The sequence below is a fragment of the Corynebacterium jeikeium genome (assembly GCF_000738175.1).
GTDB lineage: Bacteria > Actinomycetota > Actinomycetes > Mycobacteriales > Mycobacteriaceae > Corynebacterium > Corynebacterium jeikeium_C.
The window spans coordinates 84,672-108,248 of record NZ_JFCH01000025.1; the positions used below are offsets into that span (position 1 = coordinate 84,672).

General features: G+C 61.6%; 22 protein-coding genes, 5 tRNA genes and 1 pseudogene. 12 read left to right on the top strand and 16 right to left on the bottom strand.

Annotated elements, in window-relative coordinates; genetic code table 11:
- Positions 1-7: 7 nt before the first annotated feature.
- The 5 genes from JQ46_RS03285 to JQ46_RS03305 form a co-directional block, all read right to left on the bottom strand.
- Entirely contained in the window at positions 8-637 is a 630-nt protein-coding gene (locus JQ46_RS03285) for an ATP-dependent Clp protease proteolytic subunit (RefSeq protein WP_011273209.1), read from the bottom strand.
- A gap of 3 nt (positions 638-640) precedes the next feature.
- Complete coding sequence (locus tag JQ46_RS03290) at positions 641-1,207, bottom strand: ATP-dependent Clp protease proteolytic subunit (protein ID WP_011273208.1); 567 nt, start codon at positions 1,205-1,207, stop codon at positions 641-643.
- Positions 1,208-1,414: 207 nt separating this feature from the next.
- On the bottom strand, positions 1,415-2,995 hold the full coding sequence (gene tig, locus JQ46_RS03295; RefSeq protein ID WP_011273207.1) for a trigger factor: 1,581 nt from the start codon (positions 2,993-2,995) through the stop codon (positions 1,415-1,417).
- A gap of 258 nt (positions 2,996-3,253) precedes the next feature.
- Positions 3,254-3,327 (bottom strand) — tRNA-Pro (locus JQ46_RS03300).
- Positions 3,328-3,449: 122 nt separating this feature from the next.
- Positions 3,450-3,524 (bottom strand) — tRNA-Gly (locus JQ46_RS03305).
- 182 nt (positions 3,525-3,706) lie between these two features.
- Here JQ46_RS03305 and JQ46_RS03310 point away from each other — a divergent pair.
- The gene (locus tag JQ46_RS03310; RefSeq protein ID WP_034985399.1) at positions 3,707-3,943 is read left to right on the top strand and encodes a helix-turn-helix transcriptional regulator; all 237 of its coding nucleotides are present in this window, start codon (positions 3,707-3,709) and stop codon (positions 3,941-3,943) included.
- A 34-nt stretch (positions 3,944-3,977) separates the two neighbouring features.
- Here the strand turns inward: JQ46_RS03310 and JQ46_RS03315 are convergent, their stop codons facing one another.
- Both JQ46_RS03315 and JQ46_RS03320 read right to left on the bottom strand, forming a co-directional pair.
- Positions 3,978-4,451, bottom strand: a complete 474-nt coding sequence (locus JQ46_RS03315) for a ribose-5-phosphate isomerase (RefSeq protein ID WP_005296514.1) — start codon at positions 4,449-4,451, stop codon at positions 3,978-3,980.
- A 67-nt stretch (positions 4,452-4,518) separates the two neighbouring features.
- Positions 4,519-5,193, bottom strand: a complete 675-nt coding sequence (locus tag JQ46_RS03320) for a disulfide bond formation protein DsbA (RefSeq protein ID WP_080719486.1) — start codon at positions 5,191-5,193, stop codon at positions 4,519-4,521.
- Between the two features lie 42 nt (positions 5,194-5,235).
- On the opposite strand from JQ46_RS03320, the gene pepN reads away from it, so the two are divergent.
- From pepN to JQ46_RS03335, 3 genes are all read left to right on the top strand, one after another.
- Entirely contained in the window at positions 5,236-7,914 is a 2,679-nt protein-coding gene (pepN, locus tag JQ46_RS03325; protein ID WP_034985400.1) for an aminopeptidase N, read from the top strand.
- Between the two features lie 102 nt (positions 7,915-8,016).
- On the top strand, positions 8,017-8,406 hold the full coding sequence (locus tag JQ46_RS03330) for a globin (RefSeq protein WP_051876225.1): 390 nt from the start codon (positions 8,017-8,019) through the stop codon (positions 8,404-8,406).
- 2 nt (positions 8,407-8,408) lie between these two features.
- A complete protein-coding gene (locus JQ46_RS03335; RefSeq protein ID WP_011273202.1) occupies positions 8,409-9,203 on the top strand; it encodes a TSUP family transporter in 795 nt (264 codons plus the stop codon).
- A gap of 41 nt (positions 9,204-9,244) precedes the next feature.
- Here the strand turns inward: JQ46_RS03335 and JQ46_RS03340 are convergent, their stop codons facing one another.
- The 5 genes from JQ46_RS03340 to JQ46_RS03360 all read right to left on the bottom strand — a co-directional run bounded on the left by JQ46_RS03340 (position 9,245) and on the right by JQ46_RS03360 (position 15,507).
- Complete coding sequence (locus JQ46_RS03340; RefSeq protein WP_034985402.1) at positions 9,245-9,973, bottom strand: hypothetical protein; 729 nt, start codon at positions 9,971-9,973, stop codon at positions 9,245-9,247.
- Positions 9,974-10,066: 93 nt separating this feature from the next.
- On the bottom strand, positions 10,067-10,549 hold the full coding sequence (locus JQ46_RS03345; protein WP_034985405.1) for an acyl-CoA thioesterase: 483 nt from the start codon (positions 10,547-10,549) through the stop codon (positions 10,067-10,069).
- A 166-nt stretch (positions 10,550-10,715) separates the two neighbouring features.
- A complete protein-coding gene (gene ettA / locus JQ46_RS03350; protein ID WP_034985406.1) occupies positions 10,716-12,386 on the bottom strand; it encodes an energy-dependent translational throttle protein EttA in 1,671 nt (556 codons plus the stop codon).
- Positions 12,387-12,552: 166 nt separating this feature from the next.
- Complete coding sequence (gene ssb, locus JQ46_RS03355) at positions 12,553-13,056, bottom strand: single-stranded DNA-binding protein (protein ID WP_034985409.1); 504 nt, start codon at positions 13,054-13,056, stop codon at positions 12,553-12,555.
- A gap of 183 nt (positions 13,057-13,239) precedes the next feature.
- Positions 13,240-15,507 carry a cytochrome c oxidase assembly protein gene (locus tag JQ46_RS03360; RefSeq protein WP_051876223.1) on the bottom strand — a complete coding sequence of 756 codons (2,268 nt, stop codon included), beginning with the start codon at positions 15,505-15,507 and terminating at the stop codon, positions 13,240-13,242.
- A gap of 175 nt (positions 15,508-15,682) precedes the next feature.
- On the opposite strand from JQ46_RS03360, the gene JQ46_RS03365 reads away from it, so the two are divergent.
- A tRNA-Arg gene (locus JQ46_RS03365) sits at positions 15,683-15,756 on the top strand.
- Positions 15,757-15,881: 125 nt separating this feature from the next.
- Here JQ46_RS03365 and JQ46_RS03370 read toward each other — a convergent pair.
- Positions 15,882-16,736: a DUF6882 domain-containing protein gene (locus tag JQ46_RS03370; protein ID WP_034985411.1), complete on the bottom strand. Its 855-nt coding sequence runs from the start codon at positions 16,734-16,736 to the stop codon at positions 15,882-15,884.
- 84 nt (positions 16,737-16,820) lie between these two features.
- Here JQ46_RS03370 and JQ46_RS03375 point away from each other — a divergent pair, with 84 nt between their 5' ends.
- The 5 genes from JQ46_RS03375 (at position 16,821) to JQ46_RS03395 (ending at position 19,914) form a co-directional block, all read left to right on the top strand.
- Positions 16,821-17,537, top strand: a complete 717-nt coding sequence (locus tag JQ46_RS03375; protein WP_192816316.1) for a CPBP family intramembrane glutamic endopeptidase — start codon at positions 16,821-16,823, stop codon at positions 17,535-17,537.
- Between the two features lie 164 nt (positions 17,538-17,701).
- The gene (gene cmrA, locus JQ46_RS03380; protein ID WP_034985455.1) at positions 17,702-18,505 is read left to right on the top strand and encodes a mycolate reductase; all 804 of its coding nucleotides are present in this window, start codon (positions 17,702-17,704) and stop codon (positions 18,503-18,505) included.
- Between the two features lie 58 nt (positions 18,506-18,563).
- A complete protein-coding gene (gene orn / locus JQ46_RS03385) occupies positions 18,564-19,196 on the top strand; it encodes an oligoribonuclease (protein WP_034985415.1) in 633 nt (210 codons plus the stop codon).
- Positions 19,197-19,313: 117 nt separating this feature from the next.
- Positions 19,314-19,389 (top strand) — tRNA-His (locus tag JQ46_RS03390).
- A gap of 27 nt (positions 19,390-19,416) precedes the next feature.
- Positions 19,417-19,914 carry a flavin reductase family protein gene (locus tag JQ46_RS03395; RefSeq protein WP_237744698.1) on the top strand — a complete coding sequence of 166 codons (498 nt, stop codon included), beginning with the start codon at positions 19,417-19,419 and terminating at the stop codon, positions 19,912-19,914.
- Positions 19,915-19,924: 10 nt separating this feature from the next.
- Here the strand turns inward: JQ46_RS03395 and JQ46_RS03400 are convergent, their stop codons facing one another.
- Positions 19,925-20,143, bottom strand: a complete 219-nt coding sequence (locus JQ46_RS03400) for a heavy-metal-associated domain-containing protein (protein WP_034985420.1) — start codon at positions 20,141-20,143, stop codon at positions 19,925-19,927.
- 369 nt (positions 20,144-20,512) lie between these two features.
- On the opposite strand from JQ46_RS03400, the gene JQ46_RS03405 reads away from it, so the two are divergent.
- A complete protein-coding gene (locus JQ46_RS03405) occupies positions 20,513-21,505 on the top strand; it encodes a squalene/phytoene synthase family protein (protein WP_237744699.1) in 993 nt (330 codons plus the stop codon).
- 32 nt (positions 21,506-21,537) lie between these two features.
- On the opposite strand, the gene JQ46_RS03410 is transcribed toward JQ46_RS03405, so the two are convergent.
- Positions 21,538-22,746, bottom strand: coding sequence for a L,D-transpeptidase (locus tag JQ46_RS03410; RefSeq protein ID WP_034985422.1), 1,209 nt, complete (start codon positions 22,744-22,746; stop codon positions 21,538-21,540).
- Between the two features lie 383 nt (positions 22,747-23,129).
- Here JQ46_RS03410 and JQ46_RS03415 point away from each other — a divergent pair.
- Positions 23,130-23,202: transfer RNA gene (locus JQ46_RS03415), tRNA-Lys, on the top strand.
- A 123-nt stretch (positions 23,203-23,325) separates the two neighbouring features.
- Here the strand turns inward: JQ46_RS03415 and JQ46_RS03420 are convergent.
- Positions 23,326-23,577 (bottom strand): annotated as a pseudogene (locus JQ46_RS03420) (IS1249 family transposase); the annotation flags it as partial.

Sequence of the window (23,577 nt, forward strand, 5' to 3'; positions counted from 1 at the left end):
CCGGGCGCTAGTTCTGCGCCGACAGCTTGCGGTAGTCGAAGACCTGGTCGACGATGCCGTACTCCTTGGCCTCCTCGGCCGTTAGGATCTTGTCACGGTCGGTGTCGATGCGTACCTGCTCGGCGGACTTGCCGGTGTGGCGTGCCAGGGTCTCTTCCATCAGCTTGCGCATGCGCTCGATCTCCTTGGCCTGGATCTCCAGGTCGGAAACCTGGCCCTGCACACCGCCGGTGGCGGGCTGGTGAATCAGCACGCGGGCGTTCGGCAGGGCAGCGCGCTTGCCCGGGGTACCGGCGGCCAGCAGCACAGCAGCCGCGCTGGCGGCCTGGCCGAGGCAGACGGTCTGCACGTCCGGGCGGACGTACTGCATCGTGTCGTAGATAGCCATCAGGCTGGTGAAGGAACCGCCGGGAGAGTTGATGTACATCGTGATGTCCCGGTCCGGGTCCAACCCCTCCAGCACCAGCAGCTGCGCCATGATGTCGTTGGCGGAAGCGTCGTCCACCTGGGTACCCAGGAAGATGATGCGCTCCTCGAACAGCTTGTTGTACGGGTTGGATTCCTTCGCGCCGTAGCTGGAGTGCTCCACGAACGACGGCAGGATGTATCGCATTTCTGGCATCTGCATCTCTGACATGTCTTAGCTCTCCTTCGCAGAGGTGATGACGTGGTCGACGAAACCGTATTCCTTGGCCTGCTGGGCGGTGAACCAACGGTCGCGGTCGGAATCCTTGGTGATCTGCTCAACGGTCTGGCCGGTGAACTCCGCGATCAGCTCCGCCATCTCCCGCTTGGTGTAAGCGAACTGCTCCGCCTGGATGGCGATGTCGGCGGCGGTGCCGCCCACGCCTGCGGAAGGCTGGTGCATCATGATGCGGGCGTGCGGCAGGGCGTAGCGCTTACCCTTCGTGCCTGCGGAAAGCAGGAACTGGCCCATGGACGCCGCCAGGCCCATCCCGTAGGTAGCGATGTCGCACGGCGCGTACTTCATCGTGTCGTAGATAGCCATACCCGCGGTGACGGAGCCACCGGGAGAGTTGATGTACAGGCTGATGTCGCGCGTCGGATCCTCTGCGGACAGCAGCAGAATCTGGGCGCACAGCTCATTGGCGATCTCATCGTCCACCTGGCTGCCCAGGAAGATGATTCGCTCGCGCAGCAGGCGCTCGTAGACTGAGTCTCTATGGTTTGGGGTTTCCGAACTCAACTTCGCTCCTTGCCGAAAGTTTTACGAAAGTTCACTTTTGTATGCGCCCCAGCCTAGTCACACCCGTCGGCAAAGCGTGCCTTCCGGTGGGGTTGTTCGCTGTCAGCGCACGATATGGCTGCGCACCGGGGCGGGTAACGGGAAAGGCGGGACAAAAAGAAAACCGCCAGAACCTCGCGTGGAGGTCCCGGCGGTGTAGGACGACTCTTAATCTTCCTTCTTCTCCGCTGCCTTCTTTGCAGTGGTCTTCTTGGCAGTGGACTTCTTCGCCGTAGACTTCGTAGCCTTCTTGGTGGTCGACTTCTTGGCCGTGCTCTTCTTAGCAGTGGACTTCTTGGCGGTCGACTTCTTGGCCGTGCTCTTCTTAGCAGTCGACTTCTTCGTGGTGGACTTCTTGGCAGGAGCCTTCTTCGGCTTCTCCTCGGCCTTATCAGTCTCGGCCTTGTCTGCCTTGTCACCCTCAGCCTCAACGTCGCCGAAGTACTCCTTCGGATCAACGTCCGCACCGTCAGTGTCCTTCACGGAGGTACGGGCGATGTTCAGCGCCAGTGCCTTGCCGCGGCGGACGTCAGCGAACAGGCTGCCCAGCTGGCCGGCCTGCTGCAGCTGCATGATGAACTGGTTCGGATCCATGCCGTACTGGTTTGCAGTGAAGGCGATGTGATCCATCAGCTCTTCCTGGGAAACCTCCGGCTGCTCCTTGTCCGCAACAGCATCCAGGAACAGCTGGGTACGCACGGAGTCCTCAGCGGAGCTGCGTGCATCCTCTTCGAACTTCTCGCGAGTCATGTCCTGGGCAGCCAGCATGGACTCGAAGACCTTCTCGTCGCCACCGAACTGCTGGATGATCTGCTGGATCTGCGCGTCGACCTGCTCCTTAACAACACCCTCGGGCAGCTCGAACTCGGTCTGCTCCAGAGCCTCGGCCAGAACCTTATCGCGGATCTCGCCAGCCTGGGTGTTCTTCAGCTGCTGCTCGACCTGCCCCTTCAGGGACTCCTTCAGCTCGTCCAGGGTATCGAACTCGCTGGCCAGCTGCGCGAAGTCGTCGTCCAGCTCCGGCAGCTCGCGCTCCTTGACGGAACCGAGCTTGACGGTAACCTCAGCCTCTTCGTCAGCGTGCTCGCCGGCAACCAGCTTGGAGGTGAAAGTGGACTCCTCGCCCTCCTTCATACCGACCAGCGCGTCATCCAGGCCCTCGATCAGGGAATCGTTGCCGACCTCGTGGGACAGGCCCTCGGTGGTGGCCTCGTCAACGGTCTCGCCGTCGATGGTGGCGGACAGGTCGATGGAGACGAAGTCGCCCTTCTTCACTGCGCGGTCAGCCGGCTTCAGGGTGCCGAAGCGAGCCTGCAGGTTCTTCAGCTCCGCGTCGATGGCTTCGTCGTCGGCCTTCAGCGGTGCAACCTCAACGGAGATGGCGGAGAAGTCCGGAACCTCGATCTCCGGGCGAACGTCGACCTCGGCGGTGAAGGTGATGTGCTTGCCGTCCTCCAGCTCGGCGATTTCGATCTCCGGCTGGCCCAGGGCCTTCACGTCGTTCTCCTCGACAGCCTGGCTGTAGCGAGAAGGCAGCATCTCGTTGATGACCTGATCCAGGACAACGCCACGGCCCAGGCGAGCCTCCAGAATCTTCGCCGGTACCTTGCCCTTGCGGAAGCCCGGCATGTTTACCTGCTGCGCGAGGGTTGCGTAGGCCTTGTCGAACTCTGGCTTAAGCTCCTCGAATGGAACCTCAATCGTCAGCTTGGTGCGGGTGGCGCTCAGCTTTTCTACAGAGCTCTTCACGAATGCACACTCCTGTGTATTAATAGCTTCTTTGGCACCGCGGTCTCTCGTTCATCTCGCAGCGCTTTTACGGTCGGTGCTCAATTTTATAGAACCATCGCCAGACGCATCACGCTGGGGTGTGGTTTTCAGGCTCCTTGGCCACGAAACGGATTGCCGAATCCCTTACCGATCCAGAATGCGAACCCCCATTTCACCTTTTCAATGCGACGAACCGCAGGGTGGCGTCACAAAGAAAAAGAGTGAAAATAAAAAATGTCGGGATAACAGGATTTGAACCTGCGACCCCTCGCTCCCAAAGCGAGTGCGCTACCAAACTGCGCCATATCCCGATCTTTGCATGCCCCGAAGGGACGTTGCGCCCGCTACTTTACTGGCTGGTTGCTGGGAAATACAAAACGGCAGCTCCCCCGCCGTTGCACTCGCCTGCGCTCGGGGGAACTGCCTTAAAGTTTGGAGGGAATGACGGGAATCGAACCCGCGTCTTCAGCTTGGAAGGCTGAGGTATTAGCCACTATACGACATTCCCACTGGAAGCTAGCTTCCGTTACGTTGTGCGATGTTACACCATACACCCCACCATCCAGCAAAATCACCCCAGCACAACTAGCTAAAAAGCCTTACAACCTGCATAGTTGCGGGGGTATGCAGGTGTAGCAAATGCGCCACTCTAATTGTATGAGTTACCTATGGGCTGTACATTCTAGTTTTATGGAACCAATTATCGTCGACAAAAACACCGGCACGGAGCTCTGGACCGCATCACAGTGCGCTGAGTACTCCGGCACAGCTCGTGGCACCTTCACCAGCTATGCAGGCCGCGGTCGCGCACCCCGCCCAGTGGCCAAGTACAACGGGCTGACCCTGTGGGATTCCAGCGTGGTCAAGGAATGGCAGCAAAAACGCGATGGCGCCCCAACCTCGTCGGACACCACCGCGCAGAAGTAGACCTCGCGAGTAGATCTCGCGCAAACGTAGATCTTTAGTTCTCCGGCAGAGCGGGGGCCTCCCCCGTGCGCTCGTACTCAGCCAGGATGTCGATGCGGCGCTGGTGGCGCTCCGCCTCGGACCACGGCTGGGTGACGAAAGCGTCGACGATCGCCAGCGCCTCCTCCTCGGAGTGCATACGACCGCCCAGCCCGATCAGCTGGGCGTTGTTGTGTTCACGGGCCAGCTTCGCGGTCTCCACGGACCACGCCAGAGCACAGCGCGCGCCCGGAACCTTGTTGGCGGCAATCTGCTCGCCGTTGCCGGATCCGCCGAGCACGATGCCCAGCGAGCCCTCATCCTCCACCACGGACTTGGCCGCTGCGATACAGAACGCCGGGTAGTCGTCGTTCGCGTCGTAGGTGTGGGCGCCACAGTCCACAACCTCGAAGCCCTTGGAGGTCAAGTGATCCTTGATCACGTTCTTCATCTCGAAACCGGCATGATCTGCACCTAGGTAAATACGCATGGTGCCAGTCTAGCCGGTTGCCGACCGCTCGCGGGCGCTACTCCGCAAGTGTTCTACCGCGGATGTCTTACTCAGCGACCGGAGCTTCGGTGCGGGAACGCTTCAGCTCAAAGAAGTGCGGGTTCGCCGCCAGGGTCACGGAGGCATCGAATAGCTTGCCTGCATCTTCCCCACGCGGGATGCGGGTGATGACCGGCCCGAAGAAGGCTACGTCGCCCAGCTGCACCACCGGGGTGCCGACCTCGTCGCCCACCAGCTCGATCGCCTTGTCCTGAGATTCGCGCAGCAGCGCGTCGACAGATCCTTCGTCGTCGGCAGCTAGGTGACCAACCTGTGCCAGTTCGGCGGGCAGCTCAGCTTTTTCCAGAGCCTCGGCGATCAACTCGTCGTAGCCGTGCGGGTCGGTTGCATCCGCGCGCTCCTCGTTGTGGATCTTGGTACCCATGGCGGTGTACCAGGCGGAAAGCTTCTCTGGGTGCTGCTGCCAAATCGCGGTAGCCACGCGCGCCGGCGCCCACGCGGCATCCATCTTCTCGCGGTAGGCGGGGTCCAGGTCGCGGCCCTCGTTCAGTACGGAGAGGCTCATCGGCTGGAACTTCACCTCCACGTCGCGAACCTCCTGGACCTCCATCAGCCAGCGGCTGGTAACCCAGGCGAAGGGGCAGATGGCGTCGAAGAACATGGTTACGGTCTGGTTCTGGTTATTGTTCTGGGTAGCAGTCATGTCCCCCACTCTAGCCATCGCGCGGGAACCCTGTCCGACGCGCCTACTAGGGTGGTCTGCATGACTTCCATCAACCTAACCCGTACCGAGGCCGAGCATCGCGCCAGCCTCATCAGCGATGTTCACTACACCATCCAGCTGGATCTTTCCGGCGGCGAGAAGCCCGAGAACAAGCACTTCCGCTCGCTGACCCGCATCACCTTCACCTCCGGCGACGGGTCCACCTTCCTGGACCTGCGTGCGGACTCGCTGTCGCGGGTGGAGCTCAATGGCGCAGAGCTTGGGGACTTTACTTATGACGCCACTACGGGCATTCCGCTCGACGGCCTGTCTAGTGGCCAGCACGAGCTGCTGGTGGAGGCAGAAATTCCGTACTCCACCACGGGCCAGGGCCTACACCGCTTCTTCGACCCCAGCGACGACCAGGCCTACATGTACACCCAGTTCGAGACGGCGGACGCCAAGCGGGTTTTCGCCTGCTTCGACCAGCCGGACATCAAGGCGACCTATGACGTTGAGCTCACCACGCCAGCCGAGTGGACTGTGGTGACGAACAATGAGGTTTCCGTGGCGGAGGCTGAGGGCGTCAATAAGAAAAAGCACAGTGCGACCGTGGATTACCTGCTGTCGACCTACCTCATTGCGTTCTGCGTCGGCCCGTGGCACGTAGTGCGCGACGAGTGGCGCGGCACGATCACCGAACACCCCGAGTCCGCGGCGGCGAAGGAAAAGAACCTGCAGACCAGTGGGGAAATGCGCGTGCCGCTGGCCCTGTACTGCCGCCAGTCGCTGGCGGAGTACCTGGATGCCGACGAGCTATTCGAGGTGACCAAGCAGGGCTTCGACTACTACGCGGACAAGTTCGGCATCGGCTACCCGTTCTACAAGTACGACCAGATCTTCTGCCCCGAATACAACATGGGTGCCATGGAGAACGCGGGAGCGGTGACGATCCGCGACGAGTACATCTTCCGCTCCGCGGCCAGCCACTACCAGTACGAACGCCGTGCGGATACGATCCTGCACGAACTGGCGCACATGTGGTTCGGCGACCTGGTGACGATGAAGTGGTGGGACGACCTGTGGCTGAATGAATCCTTCGCCACCTGGTCGGCGGCCATGAGCCAGGCGGGGGCCACGAAGTACGACACTGCATGGGTGACCTTTAACAGCAAGGAGAAGGCGTGGGCGTATGCGCAGGATCAGCTGTCCTCCACCCACCCGGTGTTCTCCGACGCGGGCGACATCGAGACGGTGGAGGCCAACTTCGACGGCATTACCTACGCCAAGGGCGCCAGCGTGTTGAAGCAGCTGGCGGCCTACGTGGGGCTGGAGGAGTTCTTCGCAGGCATCCGCGCGCACTTCGCGGCACACGCCTGGGATAACGCAACGTTCGCGGACCTGCTGGGGGCGCTGGAGAAGGCTTCGGGGCGTGACCTTTCCGACTGGTCGGACCAGTGGCTGCGCACGACGGGCATCAACACCCTGACCCCGGTCTTTGAGGTAAACGACGGGGCTTACACTTCCTTTGCCGTGGAGCAATCCGGCGCGCAGCCCGGCGCGGGCGAGACCCGCACCCACCGCATTGCCGTGGGTGTGTACAGCTTTGACGGGGATGTGCTGAAGCGCACCAAGCGCGTGGAGTTGGATATTTCCGGCGCGCGAACCGAGGTTCCGGAGCTGGTGGGCGTGCCCGCCGGCGACCTGGTGCTGGTCAACGACGATGACCTGGCCTACGGCAACATGGCGTTGGATGAGGGCTCCCTGGCAACCGCGATCGGCGGCGGGGATAGCGACGAAGCCGAAGGCGGCAAGCCGAACATCGTGCGTATCACGGACCCGATGGCGCGTGCGCTGGTGTGGTCCGCGGCCTGGCAGATGACGCGCAACGCGCAGATGAGGACCCGCGATTTTATCGGCCTGGTTGCCGGTGGCGCGGCCGAAGAAACCGAGCTGGCAGTGCTAGAGCAGATCTTGGCCCAGGCCCGCACGGCGGCTGCAAACTACGCAGACCCGGACTGGGCGGACGAAGGCTGGGCACAGCTGCGCGAGGCCTTCCTGGCTGCAGCGCGCGAGGCTGAAGGCCCGGCCCAACTGGCGTTCGTCCGGGCCTACGTGGGTTGCGTGCACTCCGCAGAATCCGCGGGCGTGCTGCGCGCGCTGCTGGGTGAGGCTGATGGCGCTGAGGTGATTCCGGGCCTGAACGTGGACCAGGACCTGCGCTGGGCGATCATCATTGCGCTGACCGCCGCAGCGCGTGCCACCGGCGAAACCGCCGAGCAGGTGGAGGCGCGCATCGCCGCCGAGGAGGCCCAGGACAAGTCCTCCAGCGGTGCGGCGCTGGCGCTGCAGGCGCGCTCCTCCGTGCCGGATGAGCAGACCAAGCAGCAGGTCTGGCGCGCCCTCACCGTGGAGGCTCCGCAGCAGAGCAACCTGAGCCTCCGCCACCGCAACGCAGGCCTGGTGCACGTCGGCCACGCCGACCTGTTGCAGCAGTTCAGCGAGGATTACGTTGCCCACGCAGTGGAGTGGTGGAAGTCCCTAAACTCGGAGATGGCTCTACGCACCCTGGAGGGCATCTACCCCTCCTGGGATCACAGCGACGCCACGGATGCCGCCATCGCCGACCTCGTCAAGGCCGAGGACACCCCGAGTGGTCTGCGCCGCGTGCTCTCCGAGGGGCGCGACCGGGTGGCGCGTGCCAAGGCCGCCCGCGTGTTCGACGCTGCGGGAGAGTAACCGCCCGGCTGCGCCCATGCGGCAGGTTGTGCTGCGCCCCTGCGGCCGTGGCCGCGCCCAACCTGCCCCGCCGGCTATGGCAGAACAGATATGGTTGGAGGCATGACTTCTAGCTTCTACGACGCTGTTGGTGAGGAGACCTTCCGCGCTATCGTCCACGAGTTTTATCGCCAGGTCCGCACCGACGATATTCTCGGGCCGATGTACCCGGAACAGGACTTCGAGGGCGCCGAAGATCGACTGCGCTGGTTCCTGGTGCAGTACTGGGGCGGCCCGGCGGAGTTCAACGCCCGGCGTGGCCACCCGCGCCTGCGGATGCGCCACGCCCAATTCCGCATCGACACGGCCGCCCGCGACCGCTGGCTGGAACTCATGGGCAACGCCATGGCCACCATCGATAAAGAACAGCTCCCCGACGAACACCGCGCGGCCATGTGGGAACACATGGAGCGAGTTGCACACATGCTGGTCAACACTCCCGATCAGTTCTAAAAGTGTTAGCCGACCTTTCTGCCGAGGCATTTTCAGTCCTCGCAGTGGGATCCTTCGTTGCAGGTTTGATTGATGCCATCGTCGGCGGCGGTGGTCTCATCCTCATCCCCCTCATTTTGATCGTGGCACCCGCGACCCCCGAAGCCTCGGCAATGGCGACAAACAAGTTGGCGGCGGTTTTCGGCACCTCATCGGCCGCAGCACGTATGCTCCGCGCATCCGATGTCCGCCAGAAGATCGATCGGCGCCTGGTGGCCTACGGAGTCCCGCTGGCGTTCGTCTGCGCGGCCTCTGGCGCGCTGCTGGTAGCAGCACTCAGCTCCGAGGTTCTGCGTCCCCTGGTGATTATTCTATTGCTGGCGGTTGGCACATATGTCGCCCTCAAACCCAGTTTCGGCACACCCCAACGCGCCCCATCACAGAGCCACCGCCGATGGCTCATCGCGCTCTTCGCAGTGGGAGTTATCGCCGCATACGACGGCTTCTTCGGCCCGGGCACCGGCACGTTCCTCATCATTGTTTTCACCGCGCTTCTTAGCAGATCCTTCGTGGAATCTGCCGCACTTGCGAAGATCATCAACACCGCCACGAACCTGGGCGCGCTGACTGTATTCGCCATCGGTGGCCACGTGCTCTGGCTACTAGGCCTCGGCTTAGCGGTCTTCAACGTGGCGGGAGCACAAATAGGAGCACGCCTGGTGCTTTCCAAGGGAACCGGCTTTGTCCGCATCGCGCTGCTCATCGTTGTCGTGGTCATGAGCACCAAGTTGGGCTACGACATGTACGCCGGTTCCTAATCCACTCACCGCGCCCCTCACACGGAGGCTCCCCTACCCATCTAGCGTGGCCCGGGCACCCGCGCCAGCCCACCGGGGCGGGGCGCATACACACTGCCGACCAGTGCATCCACACGAATCCACGACCCACTGGCGCTCACGCGCACATAGTCATAATCCCGCAGCTTCTCCCCCGGCTCTGGAACCAGCCGCAGGCCACCAAGTGCCGCAATGGTTCGGCCCTCCAGGGCAACGGAGGCGGTGGCGTCATTACCCTCTGCTCCCCCGTGGGCACCGTCTGTGCGCTGCACTGAAAGCACCTGCTGCTCCAGCAGGCTACGCGCAATCCCCATCGGCCCGGAGTTCGCCTCATTTTCCGTGGCCATGTCCGCGTGTAGGCCGCGCACCACGTCCCCCGGCACCGTATCGATCAGCTCGAATCCCTGCTGCGGAGGCGGCGAGCCAACCCACATCAGGTCCATGTCCGCACCCAGGTCAAGGGTCTGCTGGCCGGGTTCAAATGCGACGATCGTCTCCAGCGCGTCGCTGGCATAGGCCACCGTGCCGGTGCCGCCTGCCTGTCCGGGCACTCGGACGGAAGCCACGCAGCCTAGGGGCGTCGAAATAAAAAGATCCGTCGACCGCTCCCCCACAGTGCTTAAGCGCACCAGCGCGCCCGGATCCATCACCAGCGCGCGTTTCATCACCGCCCCCGCGCGCCGCATGGCACTCACCGCCGCGGTCGCGGATCGCGAATCAATTGTTCCCTGTAGATCGATTGTGACGCCCATAGTTCCCCCACCTTAGCCCTCCCCCAAAGCTTTAACCCTCGCGGGCTGGGCGCTTACCGGTCAGTGAATCAGCTCTGGGCTGAATGCGCACTGTTAGAAGCGGGCAGCGGTGGTGGCGCGGTCGGTGACCACCTCGTGATCCTCCGGGATCAGGAATTGGTTGATGTTGTTGACATCCTGCTCGCTCCACTCGCGAGACTTCCCGGTCATCACGTCGATGCCCACCATGACAGCATCGATGGTGCAAGTGATCCGTCCGACGGAATCCTGGACAACCTGGCGCATGGTGCAGGATTTGCGCCCGACGTCGATGAAGTAGGAGGCCACGGCCACTTCCGACTCCCCCGGAGACAGCGGGAACGGATAGTCGATGGTGGTGTGGCGCGCGAACATCGGGGGCACGGCAATGTCCATTTCCATCAGAACGTCTTTGAGGAAGACCATCCGCGCGTCCTGGCCGAATTCCAGATACTTTGCGTTGTTGACGTGCTGGTATTGGTCGAAGTCGGACCAACGGAGCTCGCGGCGGCAGGTGTGCCAGCGAGTCCCGGTGGCCTCGTGTTCGATGAAGGGCATTGCGTTTCAAACCTCGCTTAGAACCTCACAGGTAACTTTTGTTTCGTGAACCAATCTTGCCACATCCTTCACACAGGTTCACGTTGTTACACGGTTTCAAGCGAGAAACGCGGCGCAGGCCTATTGGTTAGCCTGCGCCGCCGAGCCGCTTTAGCGTGCTGTCCGACTAGCGGGTCAGCTTGCGGTGCGTTACGCGGTGCGGACGTGCAGCCTCCGGGCCGAGGCGCTCAACCTTGTTCTTCTCGTAGTCCTCGAAGTTGCCCTCGAACCAGTACCACTGGCCTTCGGCAACATTGCCCTCCCAGGCCAGAATGTGGGTACAGGTGCGGTCCAGGAACCAACGGTCGTGCGAAATGACCACGGCGCAGCCCGGGAACTGCTGCAGGGCGTTCTCCAGGGAGGACAGGGTTTCCACGTCCAGGTCGTTAGTCGGCTCATCCAGCAGGATCAGGTTGCCGCCCTGCTTCAGCGTCAGCGCCAGGTTCAGACGGTTGCGCTCACCACCGGACAGCACCTTGGAAGGCTTCTGCTGGTCCGGACCCTTGAAGCCGAACGCGGACAGGTACGCGCGGGAAGGCATTTCGTTCTGGCCGACGTGAATGAAGTCCAGGCCGTCGGAGACGACCTCCCAGACGGTCTGCTCCGGGTCGATGTTCTCGCGGTTCTGATCCACGTAGCTCAGCTGCACGGTGGAGCCGACCTTCACCTCGCCGGAGTCCGGCTCTTCCAGGCCAACGATGGTCTTAAACAGGGTGGTCTTACCCACACCATTCGGACCGATGACGCCCACAATGCCGTTGCGCGGCAGGGTGAACGACAGGTCCTTGATCAGGGTGCGGCCGTCGAATCCCTTGTTCAGGTCCTTGACCTCGACCACCTGGTTGCCCAGGCGCGGCGGGGTCGGAATCTGGATCTCTTCGAAGTCCAGCTTCTTGTACTTCTCCGCCTCAGCAGCCATCTCCTCGTAGCGCTGCAGACGGGCCTTGTTCTTCGCCTGACGGGCCTTCGCGCCGGAGCGGACCCACTGCAGTTCTTCCTTGAGTCGCTTCTGCAGCTTCGCGTCCTTCTTGCCAGCAACTTCCAGGCGCTTGGCCTTGGTCTCCAGGTAGGTGGAGTAGTTGCCCTCGTAGGGGTACAGCTTGCCGCGGTCGACCTCACAGATCCAGCCGGCGACGTGGTCCAGGAAGTAGCGGTCGTGGGTGACGGCCAGGACGGCACCCTTGTAGTCCTTCAGGTGCTGCTCCAGCCAGAGCACGGACTCGGCGTCCAGGTGGTTTGTGGGCTCGTCGAGCAGCAGCAGGTCCGGCTCGGAAAGCAGCAGCTTAGCCAGGGCCACGCGGCGGCGCTCACCTCCGGAGAGGTGGGTCACCGGTTCATCGGACGGCGGGCAGCGCAGCGCTTCCATGGCCTGCTCGATCTTGGAGTCCAGCTCCCACGCATCTGCAGCGTCGATCTTCTCCTGCAGAGTCGTCATCTCTTCCATCAACTCGTCGGTGTAGTTGGTGGCCATTTCTTCGGCGATCTCTTCGTAGCGCTGGCGGATTTCGAAGATCTCGCCCATGCCTTCTTCGACGTTCTGGCGAACGGTCTTTTCCTCGTTCAGCGGCGGCTCCTGCAGCAGGATGCCGACGGTTGCGCCGGGGTCCAGGAAGGCCTCGCCGTTGGAGGGCTGGTCGATGCCAGCCATGATCTTCAGGATGGAGGACTTACCTGCACCGTTCGGGCCCACCACGCCGATCTTGGCGCCGGGGTAGAACGCCATCGTGACGTTATCCAGGATGACTTTGTCTCCGTGCGCCTTGCGCACGTTCTTCATGGTGTAAATGAACTCGCCCACGGTGAACTCTTTTGACCTTTCGTGGTTAGTGTCCCAATGTATTCGCCCACCCAGTGTACGTGGTGCCACCGTGCAAAGGCCGACCTGGGCTACTCCCCCGAGCTGCCCAAGTCGGCCTCACCATCTAGCGCCTATTAAGCGCTTGGATTAGCGCTGAAACTAGCGCTTAGAATGCAGGTTCCACTTCCTCTTCCTGGCCACCTGCGCCGACACCCACCAGCTCCGGCGAGCCAGTTGGGTTCTGCGCCGGGTTCTGCTCGGCGTTCTTCTCAGCGTTCTGCTCCACGGCCTTGCGAACGTTCACCAACACGTTCCGGGCGCTCAGATCCGGGCCGACGTGGGTGGCACGCACGCGCAGCACGCTGCGTGTCACGGACTTGCCGTCTTCGCCGTTGGCTTCCCACGTGCTTTGCACGATGCGTCCGACGACGATCACGGACATTCCCTTGCACACCGTCGCGCTGACGTTATCGCCCAGCGCTCCCCAGCACTGGACTTCCATGTAGCACGGGTCGCCGTCCTTCCACTGTCCGTCCGCGCCTTGGTAGCGGTGGTTCATCGCCACGCGGAACGTGGTTAGTGTCGGCCCGCCGTCTAGCCCCTTGATTCGAATCTGCGGGTGGTCAACCGCGTTCCCCACCAGATATGCCTGCGCCAGATTGTTGCTCATCTGACTTGTCCCCTTCCTTGTTGTCGCACCGAAGCTTGTTCCCCGGCGCGTGGCTTTATTGTTAGCGCGTTTCGGGGTTTTTCTTTTTCTTCGTGACGCCACCCTGTGGACAACTCCGCCCATCAAAGGCGCTTATCCACAGGTTGAAAAGAAGGGGGTTGACAGTTTGCGGCCGGGTGTGCGTTAGTCCGACTTCCCGCGGGCTTGCTTATTCTCGGCTTTGGTTTCGGCCTGGTTCTGAGCCTGGTTTTTACCCTGCTCCTGAGCTTGGCGCTGAGCTTGGCTCTGACCCCTGTGTTGGGCCTTGTGCTGCGACTTGTGCTTGGCCGAGTGCAGGGTGCTCTGAACGTCCTGGTCGTGGTAGTCATCGCCGTAGTACGCGCGGTTGCCGGTATCGATCTGCCCGCTGGAGAGCCCAGCCAGCATCGCGTTGTACGCCTCCAGCTCTTCATCGCCAGTGCGCTCTTCACGGCGGTCGAAACGCTTGGCTTCGCGCCGGTCGGAGCGCAGCCATTGGAATCCGTGGGCGATGGAAACCACCAGCAGCGGAATCTCGCCCAGAGCCCAGGTGATGCTGCCGCCCAAGTACTGCTGGTGGTCCAGGTCCACTGGGAATGGGAAGTCCAGCTGGTTGTAGAACTCCGCGTTCAGCGGCTCGGAAATCTGCATCATCGCGATACCGAACCATGCGTGGAAGGTCACCATCGCAAAGAGGGTCAGCATCTTGATGAACGGCGAGAGGTTCCGCGGTGCGGCATCCACGCCGATGATCACCCAATAGAAGATGTACCCCGAGATGATGAAGTGCAGCATCATAAACAGGTGGCCGGCGTGCTCACCCGCGATGGCGTCAAAAAGCGGCGAAAGATAGAGGTAGTAGAAGCCGACAACGAACTGCGTTCCGGCGACGATGGGGTGCGTCAGGAAGCGCGAGAAGGGGTTGTTGATGAACACGACCAACCATTCGCGCGGTCCCGGAACGCCATTGCGGCCAGCGGCGGGCAGGGCGCGCAGCAGGAGTGTCATGGGGCCGCCGAGGACCCAGAACACGGGCACGGCCATGGAGAGGATGACGTGCTGCAGCATGTGCGGGCCGAACATCGCCATGGAGTACATGCCCAGGCCGGAGCTGGTGGCGAACAGCAGGGTGACGTTGCCGACGGACCACCAGATGAGGCGCTGGATGGGCCACTCGATGCCGCGTTTGCGGATGCTCAGCCAGGCCCACATGTACCCGGCCTGGAGGAGGATCGCACCCACACCGAAGATGAGATCCAGGCGGAACATGGTGAAGTAACGCCCGATACTCGGCGGCTCGGTGAGGGTGTAGCCCAGCAGTACGTCCTGCTGGGTGAGGTCAATGACCTGCTCGATCGGCGGCGGGATGCGGCCCAGGGAGACGGCGATGCCGATGGTGGCGGCCATGATGAAGATTTCCAGTGCAGCAAAGCGGATAAACGGCCTGCGCTGGGCGTTGGTGGTCTTGCCGTTTTCGCCCTCGCCGTCGCGCAGTTTCGGGATGATGCGGGAGCGCTGCTCCCAACCGAACCAGGCCAGGAGCAACGTCATGACCATTTTTGCGACGATGACCAGGCCGTACTGGGTGGTGAAGAGCTCGTCCAGGTGGACGCGCAGCAGTGCGTTGATGAAGCCGGAGATCGCAACGGCAATGATGCAGAACAGTGCCAGGGTACTGTAGCGCTGGACGAGGAGGGCCAGGTGCGGGCCGCGACGCTTCGCGTGCGCCAGGAGGGCCAGCAGGCCACCCACCCACAGCGATACGCAGATGATGTGCCAGAGCAGAGAGTTCACGCCGTAGTCGTGGTTACCGCCCGCCGCGGAGTGCCCCTCCAGGGCCAGCGGAATCAGCGAAAGCACCGACAGTGCCAGGAAGATCGGCTGCCAGATCCACTTCCGCGTGAGCAGCGACAGCCCACCGGCCACGCCAGCGAAGATGGCAACCCAGAGCCAAGCCTTCGACGCCGACACCTGATCCAGCGCAATCCCCCAGTACTCAGGCTTGAGCACCTCTGTGAGGGGGCTGCCGGAAATATCCGACATGTACATGGGGATCAGCAGGATCGACAGGACTGCGAAGCCGATCATTCCCCAGGTGCCCGTGCGTGCGGCACGGAAGCCGTCGAGCGTGAGGTAGCCCTGCTTATCCGGGGGCGTGCCGAAGGCGGCCATAAGGAACCCGCCGAGGCCTAGGCAGCCGATGAAAATCGCCGCGCCGCGGACGAAGGGCAGACCGACGGTGGTCAGCGGGCCGGGGTCCGGAATGCCCAGCAGGGCGAGCGATTCGCCGAGGAAGGAGTAGCCGATGACCGCGCCGAAACACCCGGCGACGAGAGCGCCGATGAGGTACACGAGGCCGGGGTTGCCCAGCTTCGCGGGCTGGGCCGGGGTTTGCGCTTCTTGCTTAGCTTCCTGATCTGCCTGGGAGGACATGTTTCGAACCTTACCCTGCGCTCCGGACAGGGTGAACTTCCTGGTTTTGTGATGTTGATTGCGTCACAGTGGTGGTGCGCTACCCCGGCGCCTACCTGCGCGGCTGTGCCACGCCAACGGCATGGTTGCCCCGCGATTTCAGCGCGTGGGCGCGTGCATTATCATCTACTCGTATGCCTCCGTAGCTCAGTGGATTAGAGCAGTGGGTTTCTACCCCATGTGTCGCGGGTTCGAGTCCTGCCGGGGGCGCCGTGTGTCATGAGTCGCGACATGGTTGACACTTCAATCGCGACTACGTGGACAAACCAGGGGCTTGGTTTTTCTTTCCCGAGGCGCGGACTTCGTTTTTTAGCTAGAGTGTCCGACGGATTTCGTCAGGCGCTTTCCTCTGTAAGCAGCCCCTTCTTGCCAAGTTCTGCGATCGTGCCGTCTTCATTGAAGCTCAGCTCCACCACGAAGAAGCGTCCTTCACTGTCCGCAATCTTCCACGCGCGTTGCTTGTTCTCCGGCTCGATTTCCTCGACTGTCCAGTCCTCGCGCTGATGCGCAATCCCTTCGATGCTCCACACCGGGTCGTCGCATTCCAACAATATGGCGTCGAACTTGACGAACATCACCGACAGATCCGTCTCCTCCATAGGTGGGTTGAACGAATCCATCAAGTAAATCCGGATCTCGGACTCGTCTTCGTTCGGAATGCTTGCGTAACAAGCATGCGAACCAAAGATTTCGAACGCGCTATCCCCTACATCCTCCGAAACGGCTGCCGCTACAATTGACTGCGCATACAGCTCGTCGCCTTCTTCGCCTTCCTCATCTTCCGCGTCTTCCCCGCTACCCGATTCTGCTTCATCGCCGTCCCACTCGGGAACCTCGTAAGGCACCACTGGGGTCGTAAATCCGAACAGGTCTTGTTCCTCACCCCACTCGCGCATCGCCTCCGCGGCAAGGCGCCGACCAAGTTCTGCAGCTCCGGAAACAGCCGCTTCATCCGCCCATTCCCACTTGAGAGTCGCAGACTCCACATCAACGGTCGCGACGAGTTCCACTCGAGCATTGGCGAGCTTAACCCGCCCCTGAAACTGGTAGTACTGCTCGCCTTCAATTTCACCTACGGCAATTCCCCAGTCATCGCCAACGCGGTCTTCGATCTGTTCCATGATGTGCTCACAGCGCGCATGGGCATACAGCGCGGCGTGTTGTCCAACTCTGCGAATATCGGGGATCATGTATTAAGGCTAACCGAGGCCCGCTTTCCCCGCGGAACACATTTTCCAAACGCTTCAACAGACCACGCAAAACTAAGCACGGAAGTGAACCAAGTGAATTCTGCCAGTATGCGTTACCGGGAACTTACCGCCCCACAAGCCCGCGACGCCTTTGTCGCGGCCCTCGCTTTTCTTTCTGTCTGTGGACTCTTAATTGCCCAGGTGTTTGGACTCTCCGAATCATCTGCCAGCGACAAGACCACATGTATTGTCATGGCCTTCACGCTTCCGATCACTTTCGGTGCCCCGATGTGGCTTTTGCTTCGATATTTTCGAAAGCACAACATCGAATCGGGCTTTCTTCCGCTATCAAACAAGGCTGGACATCTTTTTTGGCAAATTCCGCTCGTTTCCATCGGCGCCGCTACAGCCGCAATTTGCTCTAACAACCTGCTGGACAGCATTTTCAGTGAACAATGCCCCGCCGCCGAAGAGTCCAGCTCCATTTCGGTGCACCTTTCGGTAATCTTCGTGTTCATCGCGTATCTCTTAGTCGGCCCGTTTCTCGAAGAGCTCGTCTTTCGTCGCATTCTGATGGGCTATTTTGACACGATCATGCCCGTCGCCTTGAGTATCGGCCTGAGTTCACTGCTGTTCGGGCTCGTGCACATTAGCCCGCCCATCATCATCTACGCCACCTTGTTGGGTCTAGGCTCCGCGCTCTTCACCCGCTGGCAAGGAACCCTCTGGGGCGGGCTTTTCCTCAATTTGTTCAGCAACGCTCTCATCACACCAATTGTCCTCATAATGGTGTTCGCCTAATTCTTCCTGGCTCTCCATTCACCCCCACTTCTCCGCGCTTTAGCGTGCCCCGCCCCCTGTCCGCACCGCCCGCTATGGTTGTAGCCATGACTGCGAATAGCCGCTTTAACCCTATTGACGCCCTCCGCTCCCTCCCCCTGGGCAAGTCCCAGAAGTCCGAGGGGCTGGACCTCCCCGCCCCCACCCCGGGCTCCTACGCTGTGATCACCGGCGCTTCCTCCGGCATCGGCAAGGCCATCGCCGAGGAGCTCGCCCGGCGCGGCTACGACCTGCTCCTGGTCGCCCGCACTGTGGCTCCCATGCAAGAGATCGCAGATGCCTTCCCGGACCGCGACGTGCAGATTCGCTCCGTCGACCTGGCGGATGCGCCCGCCCGCGCGGAACTGCTGGAAGAGCTGCGCACCACCCCGGTCAGCATCATCATCAACTCTGCTGGCATCGCCACCTTCGGCCAGTTCAAGGACCTCGACTGGGACTACGAGCGCCTGCAGTTCGAGCTGAACGCCACCGCACTCTACGAACTCACCCAGGCCGTACTACCCGGCATGCTGGAACGCGGCGAGGGCGGCATCGTCAACGTCGGCTCCGCCGCCGGCAACATGGCCATCCCCGGAAACGCCACCTACGTCGGCACTAAGGCGATGGTCAATACCTTCACCGAGTCCCTGCACTACGAGCTCAAGGACCACGGCATTAAGTGCACCCTGCTGGCACCCGGCCCGGTGCGCGAAGCCCGCAAGGAAGACGAGCAGCTCACCGAGGTTGACGATGCCGTCCCGGATTTCCTCTGGACCACCTACGCGGACTGCGCCATCGACACCCTGACCGCCCTGTCTAAGAACAAGCTCCGTGTAGTCCCCGGCCCACTGTCCAAGGCCATGAACTTCGTCTCCACGTACCTGCCGCGGAAGGTCACCGCGCCGATCGTGGGTAAGTTCTACGCCCAAATGGCAACCGAAAGCGACTGATTCCGAGGGGGCGTCACCAAAAAAGACATAGAATTATCAACAACAGAAAGGAACATCCGTGAACACCACCCCGAATCAAGTTGCCAAGAACGATCGACTCGTGTGGGTCGACTGCGAAATGACGGGCCTCGACCCGGACCAACACGTGCTCGTCGAGATTGCGGTGATTGTGACGGATGCGGACCTCACCCCACTCGACGAGGGGCTGGACCTGGTGATTCACGCAACCGAACGCGACCTCGCCCGCATGGATGCCGTCGTGACGAAGATGCACGGCGAATCCGGCCTGACGGAACAGATCCGCGCCTCCGACATCACGCTGGAAGAAGCCGAGGAGCAGGTCCTCGACTACGTGAAAAAGCACGTGCCCACCGCAGGCGTGGCGCCACTGGCCGGCAACACCATCAGCGCGGACCGGAAGTTCATCAACCGCTACATGCCACACCTGGACCAGTACCTGCACTACCGCATGATCGACGTCTCCAGCCTGAAGGAGCTCGCCCGCCGCTGGTATCCCCACGTGTACAACGGCCAGCCCGCTAAGGGGATGTCTCACCGCGCGCTGGCGGACATCAAGGAATCCATCCGCGAGCTGGATTACTACCGCCGCGCGATGCTCGTGGAGGCAGACCCGTCGAACGCGGACGCGACGGCCGCGGCGAAGGCAGCGGTGGAGCGCTTCCCGATCTAGCACTGAGCCTAGGGCCACCTAGGCCCGCCTAGGCCTGTTTCACCCCTCGCGAGCTGGCCTTTTGGTTAAGACGCAGGGCGTGGGCTAACATGAAATCCGCTGTTTTCAACAGCAATGGTGACTGTAGTTCAGCTGGTAGAGCACTAGGTTGTGATCCTAGGTGTCGCGGGTTCGAGTCCCGTCAGTCACCCCAAATTTTTCCAAAGGTCTTGTGATGCTAATGAGTAACACCGATCTTGAAGCAGCGTTTCGAGATGTCTTCCGCGGACATCCAGCGGGGGTAACGCTGATCACCGCGACCGTCGACGGCGAGCCCGTCGGCCTGACCGCATCGTCTGTATCTTCACTGTCGCTTCACCCGCTGTCGATCAGTTTCTCGCTGATGAAGCGCACGGGCTCGGCAGGCAAATTGTTGCGGTCGAGCAGCATGTTGGTGCACTTTCTTAATGACGCCCAGTCCCCCATCGCGCACTCCTTCGCCGCCTCGGGCGCGGACCGCTTCGCAGAATCTCAAGGGTGGGTGACCGCGGAGACGGGCGAGCCGCTGCTGCCGAACTCCCGGGCTGTGATGCGGGCGCGTATTGCGGATACGGCCCAGGCGGGGGAATCTACGCTGGTGGCTGCGGAGGTTCTGGACGTGTCGGAGATCTCCGACGATTCGGCGCTGCTTTTCCTGGGCCACCAGTTCTACAGCATCGCGGGGCTGCGCCCCTTCTAGCGGCGGGGCGCTACGCGCGGGTGGCCTCGTAGCCGGCTTCGTCGACCGCTTCGATGACCTGCTGATCCGTCAGCTCCCCTGCTGCCCCGTCGTGCTCGAACGTCAGCAGCCCCTTGTCTGCGCTGACCTCAATGTTCGAAACGCCCGGAAGGTTGGAAACTTCCTCCTTGACGGCGTTTTCGCAGTGTCCGCAGCTCATTCCGGTGACGTTGTAGGTGTATGCGCTCATGATGCTCGCCTCTCTTTGTCGTTACTTTCGTAGCCTTCTTAATATTCAGCGCTTCGAAACACGCTTTATTCCAAGGTATACCTTTTGCGGGAACGCCTTAGTGAGCGTGCCTTTGCGGGCTGCATGGGCTCGCAGCGCCTGCATTCTCCTAGATATGCGCGCGGATATTCGCGGACTTCACCCTCCCCTCTAGAAGGCGAATGTCCCAAATCTTCCACTTTCGGGATTTTTTCGGTTTTGACGAATACGTCAAAACGTCCTTACCAGCGCAAACATAATAGTTATAAAAGCAGAGTGGAAGATTTGGGACATTTGCCCTCCCAGGGCACTCCCCAGCCTCCAAACCCTCGTGGGCTAGCATTAATCATCATGGCCCGCCTGCCCAAACTCCCCTTTCGTACACGCCCCAGCGCCAGCCCCACCGCACACCCCGCCGCCAGCGCCACCACACACCGCAGCGCCAGCGTTACCGCACACCCCAGCGCCAGCATCCACCACGACCCCGGCGCGCTGTACACGCAGGCCTCCACCGCCGCGGCCTCCCACATCATCCGCCACTACTCCACCAGCTTCTACCTGGCCAGCGAACTCCTCGCGCCCACGATCAAGCTGCACATCCGCAACATCTACGCCCTCGCCCGCGTCGCGGATGAAATCGTCGACGGTACGGCTGAGGCGCTGGGCGTGCCAGCCTGCGGCGTCACAAAGACCCTCGACGACTACGGACGCACCACCCTCAAGGCGCTAGACACCGGCTTCAGCACCGACCCCATCGCGCACGCCTTCGCCACCACCGCGCGCTGGGCGGGGTTTGAACGATCCTGGACGGTGGATTTCTTCGCGTCCATGCGTTCGGACGCCCCCAGCTCCAACCCCTTGCCACTTGCCGACTACGTGCACGGATCCGCGGGCGTGATCGGGTGGATGTGCAACGCGGTGTTCGCAACACACGCCGAGCAGGCTGGGAGCCCGCTGACCACGGAGCAGCGCTCCCGCACCGACCAGGGCGCCTACGCGCTGGGCAGTGCCTTCCAGAAGGTGAATTTCCTGCGGGACTACCAGGAGGATACGGTCGGGCTGCACCGCTCCTACCTGCCCAAACTCACCGAGGAGTCGAAGGCCGAGCTGGTTTCCGAGATCCGCGAGGAGCTCGCCCAGGCGCACGCCACCATGGCGCTACTGCCGCTGGCGGCCCGCGTAGGGGTGCTCGGCGCGCACGACCTGTTCGCCGCGCTGAACGAGCGGCTGGCTCGCACCCCCGTCGAGCAACTGAAAACGGCCCGCGTGCAAGTGCCGCGAGCCGAGAAGGCGAAGATCATCGCGCGCGCCGTCCCCCGCGCCGCGCGCCTGCGCTACTGCTAGTGCTAGTGCTAGCCTGCACTAGCCGACGTTAGCTACCCCTCCGTGTTCCCGGCCTTCCAGGTCTTCCACGGGATGTTCCAGTCGCCCAGGCCGTCGGAGCCATTCAGGGTCTCGCCCTGCGTGTTCTTCACCTCAACGATGTCGCCGCGCTTCATGTTATTAAACACCCAGGCGGCATTCTCCACACTCACGTTGATGCAGCCATGCGAAGTGTTGGTGTTGCCCTGCGCGTACACGCTCCACGGCGCGGCGTGGATGTAAATGCCGGAGTAGCTCATCTGCGTCGCGTACTGCACGTCCGTCACGTACGAGCCCGCGCCCGTCAGGCCGAACGTCGAAGAGTCCATGGTCAGTGTCTCGAACTGGTCGCCGATGATGTACTTGCCGTTCGGCGTGGGGTACTGGTAATCCCGCCCCAGGGAAACCGGCATGGTCTGCACGGTCTTGCCGTTCTTCTTGATGGTCATCATCTTGGTGCTGTCGTCCACTACGGCACGCATCGCGTCGCCGATAGTGAACTTCGCGCTGCGGTCTTCGCCGCCGTAGACGCCTTCGCCAATCTTCGTGCCGTACAGATCGGCCTTCACGCTGACCTTGGTGCCGGGCTTCCAGTACTTCTCTGGGCGCCAGCGCACCTCCTGGGCTGTGATCCAGTAGAAGGCACCTTCCACCTTCGGCGTGGTCTCCACGGTGATGGCATCTTCCACTGCCTTGCGGTCTTCCACGGGGGCGTCAAAACGAAGAGAGATGGTTTGGCCGATGCCCACGGTCGAGCCGTCGAGCGGGGCGAGGGCACCGTTGAGCGTCATGCCGGGGGTCATGGTGGTGAAGGTCTGCTCGAGCTTCTGGTCGCCGGACTTCGCGGTGAGGGTGTAGGTGCGCGAGTAGCCGAGCTTGGTGGGGACGGTCCACTCGGTCTTGTCCTCGTTGAACTTACCCTTGACTTCCTCACCTGCGTCGTTGGTCAGCGAGACCTTGTCGATCTTCTTGTCGCCCTTGACCTGCACGTGCTCGGTGACGTCGACCTCGGTGTCGCCGTCCTTCACGTTGGAGGTCAGCTTGTTTTCTTCCTTCTTCTCTTCGCCCTCGCCGTTCTCGCCGGTTGAGGCATTAGAGCTGATCTGCGGGTCGTCGCTGTCGCGGTCGATTGTGCACGATGCGGTGAAGGTAACTAGGGCGATACTTAGTGACGCCGCAGTGATCCGTGAGAAGGTTTGTCCGAAAACCTTGGTGTTGCGCAAGACTAACTCCAAGAAAGGGAAAGGTGTGTGTAAGAAAAGTGACTGTCCTAAACCTTAACGCTTGGCTGCAGTGGAGCGTTAGTCATTTCGGCGGGTTCCAGCAGTTCGTAGCGTAAACGTTATAAACGGCGACCGGGTTTACGGTGAATGACTCGGTGAGGTCAGCGGCGTGGGGTGCACTTGCGGAGCATGGGGCGTGCATGCGGGACGTCCGTGCGGGGCGCGTGCGAAGCATGAGGGGCGTATACGAAGCACCGGGGCGTGCGCATAAGCCCTGAACTCACACATCAATTTACCCGCCCTGACCAGGCGATTTGTATTGTTAGGCCATCTGGGTATAAAGTTTTCCACGTTGCCGAGGCGCACAGCGCTTCGAATAACGCGGGCTATTAGCTCAACTGGCAGAGCAGCTGACTCTTAATCAGCGGGTTCGGGGTTCGAGTCCCTGATAGCCCACATTTTAACCCTCGTTCGCTTGGAATCTTACCGAGCGGGCGAGGGTTTTACTTTCGCTTCATCAGCTTCAACGGCCGCGCGGGTTAAGTAAAGAAAAGTGTGTCTTTTCCGGGCGTGTTGCGGTTATTTGATCCAGCCTTTTTGGATGCCGAGGTTGTGTTGGTAGCTGGTGTCGATGGCGGTGTCGTATTCTGCTGGTGCACCGATGTCATTGGTAGTGGCTGTGGTGTTGTGGGTGATCAGGTCTGTTGCTGTGGAAAGTGCGTCTTGACCCCATCGTTGGTCCCTGGCGATCTTGACCGGATCGTCAGGGACTTCTGTATGTAGATACAGCCACCAATCCATCACTGTGCGTTGATGCGGTAGTGATAGTCC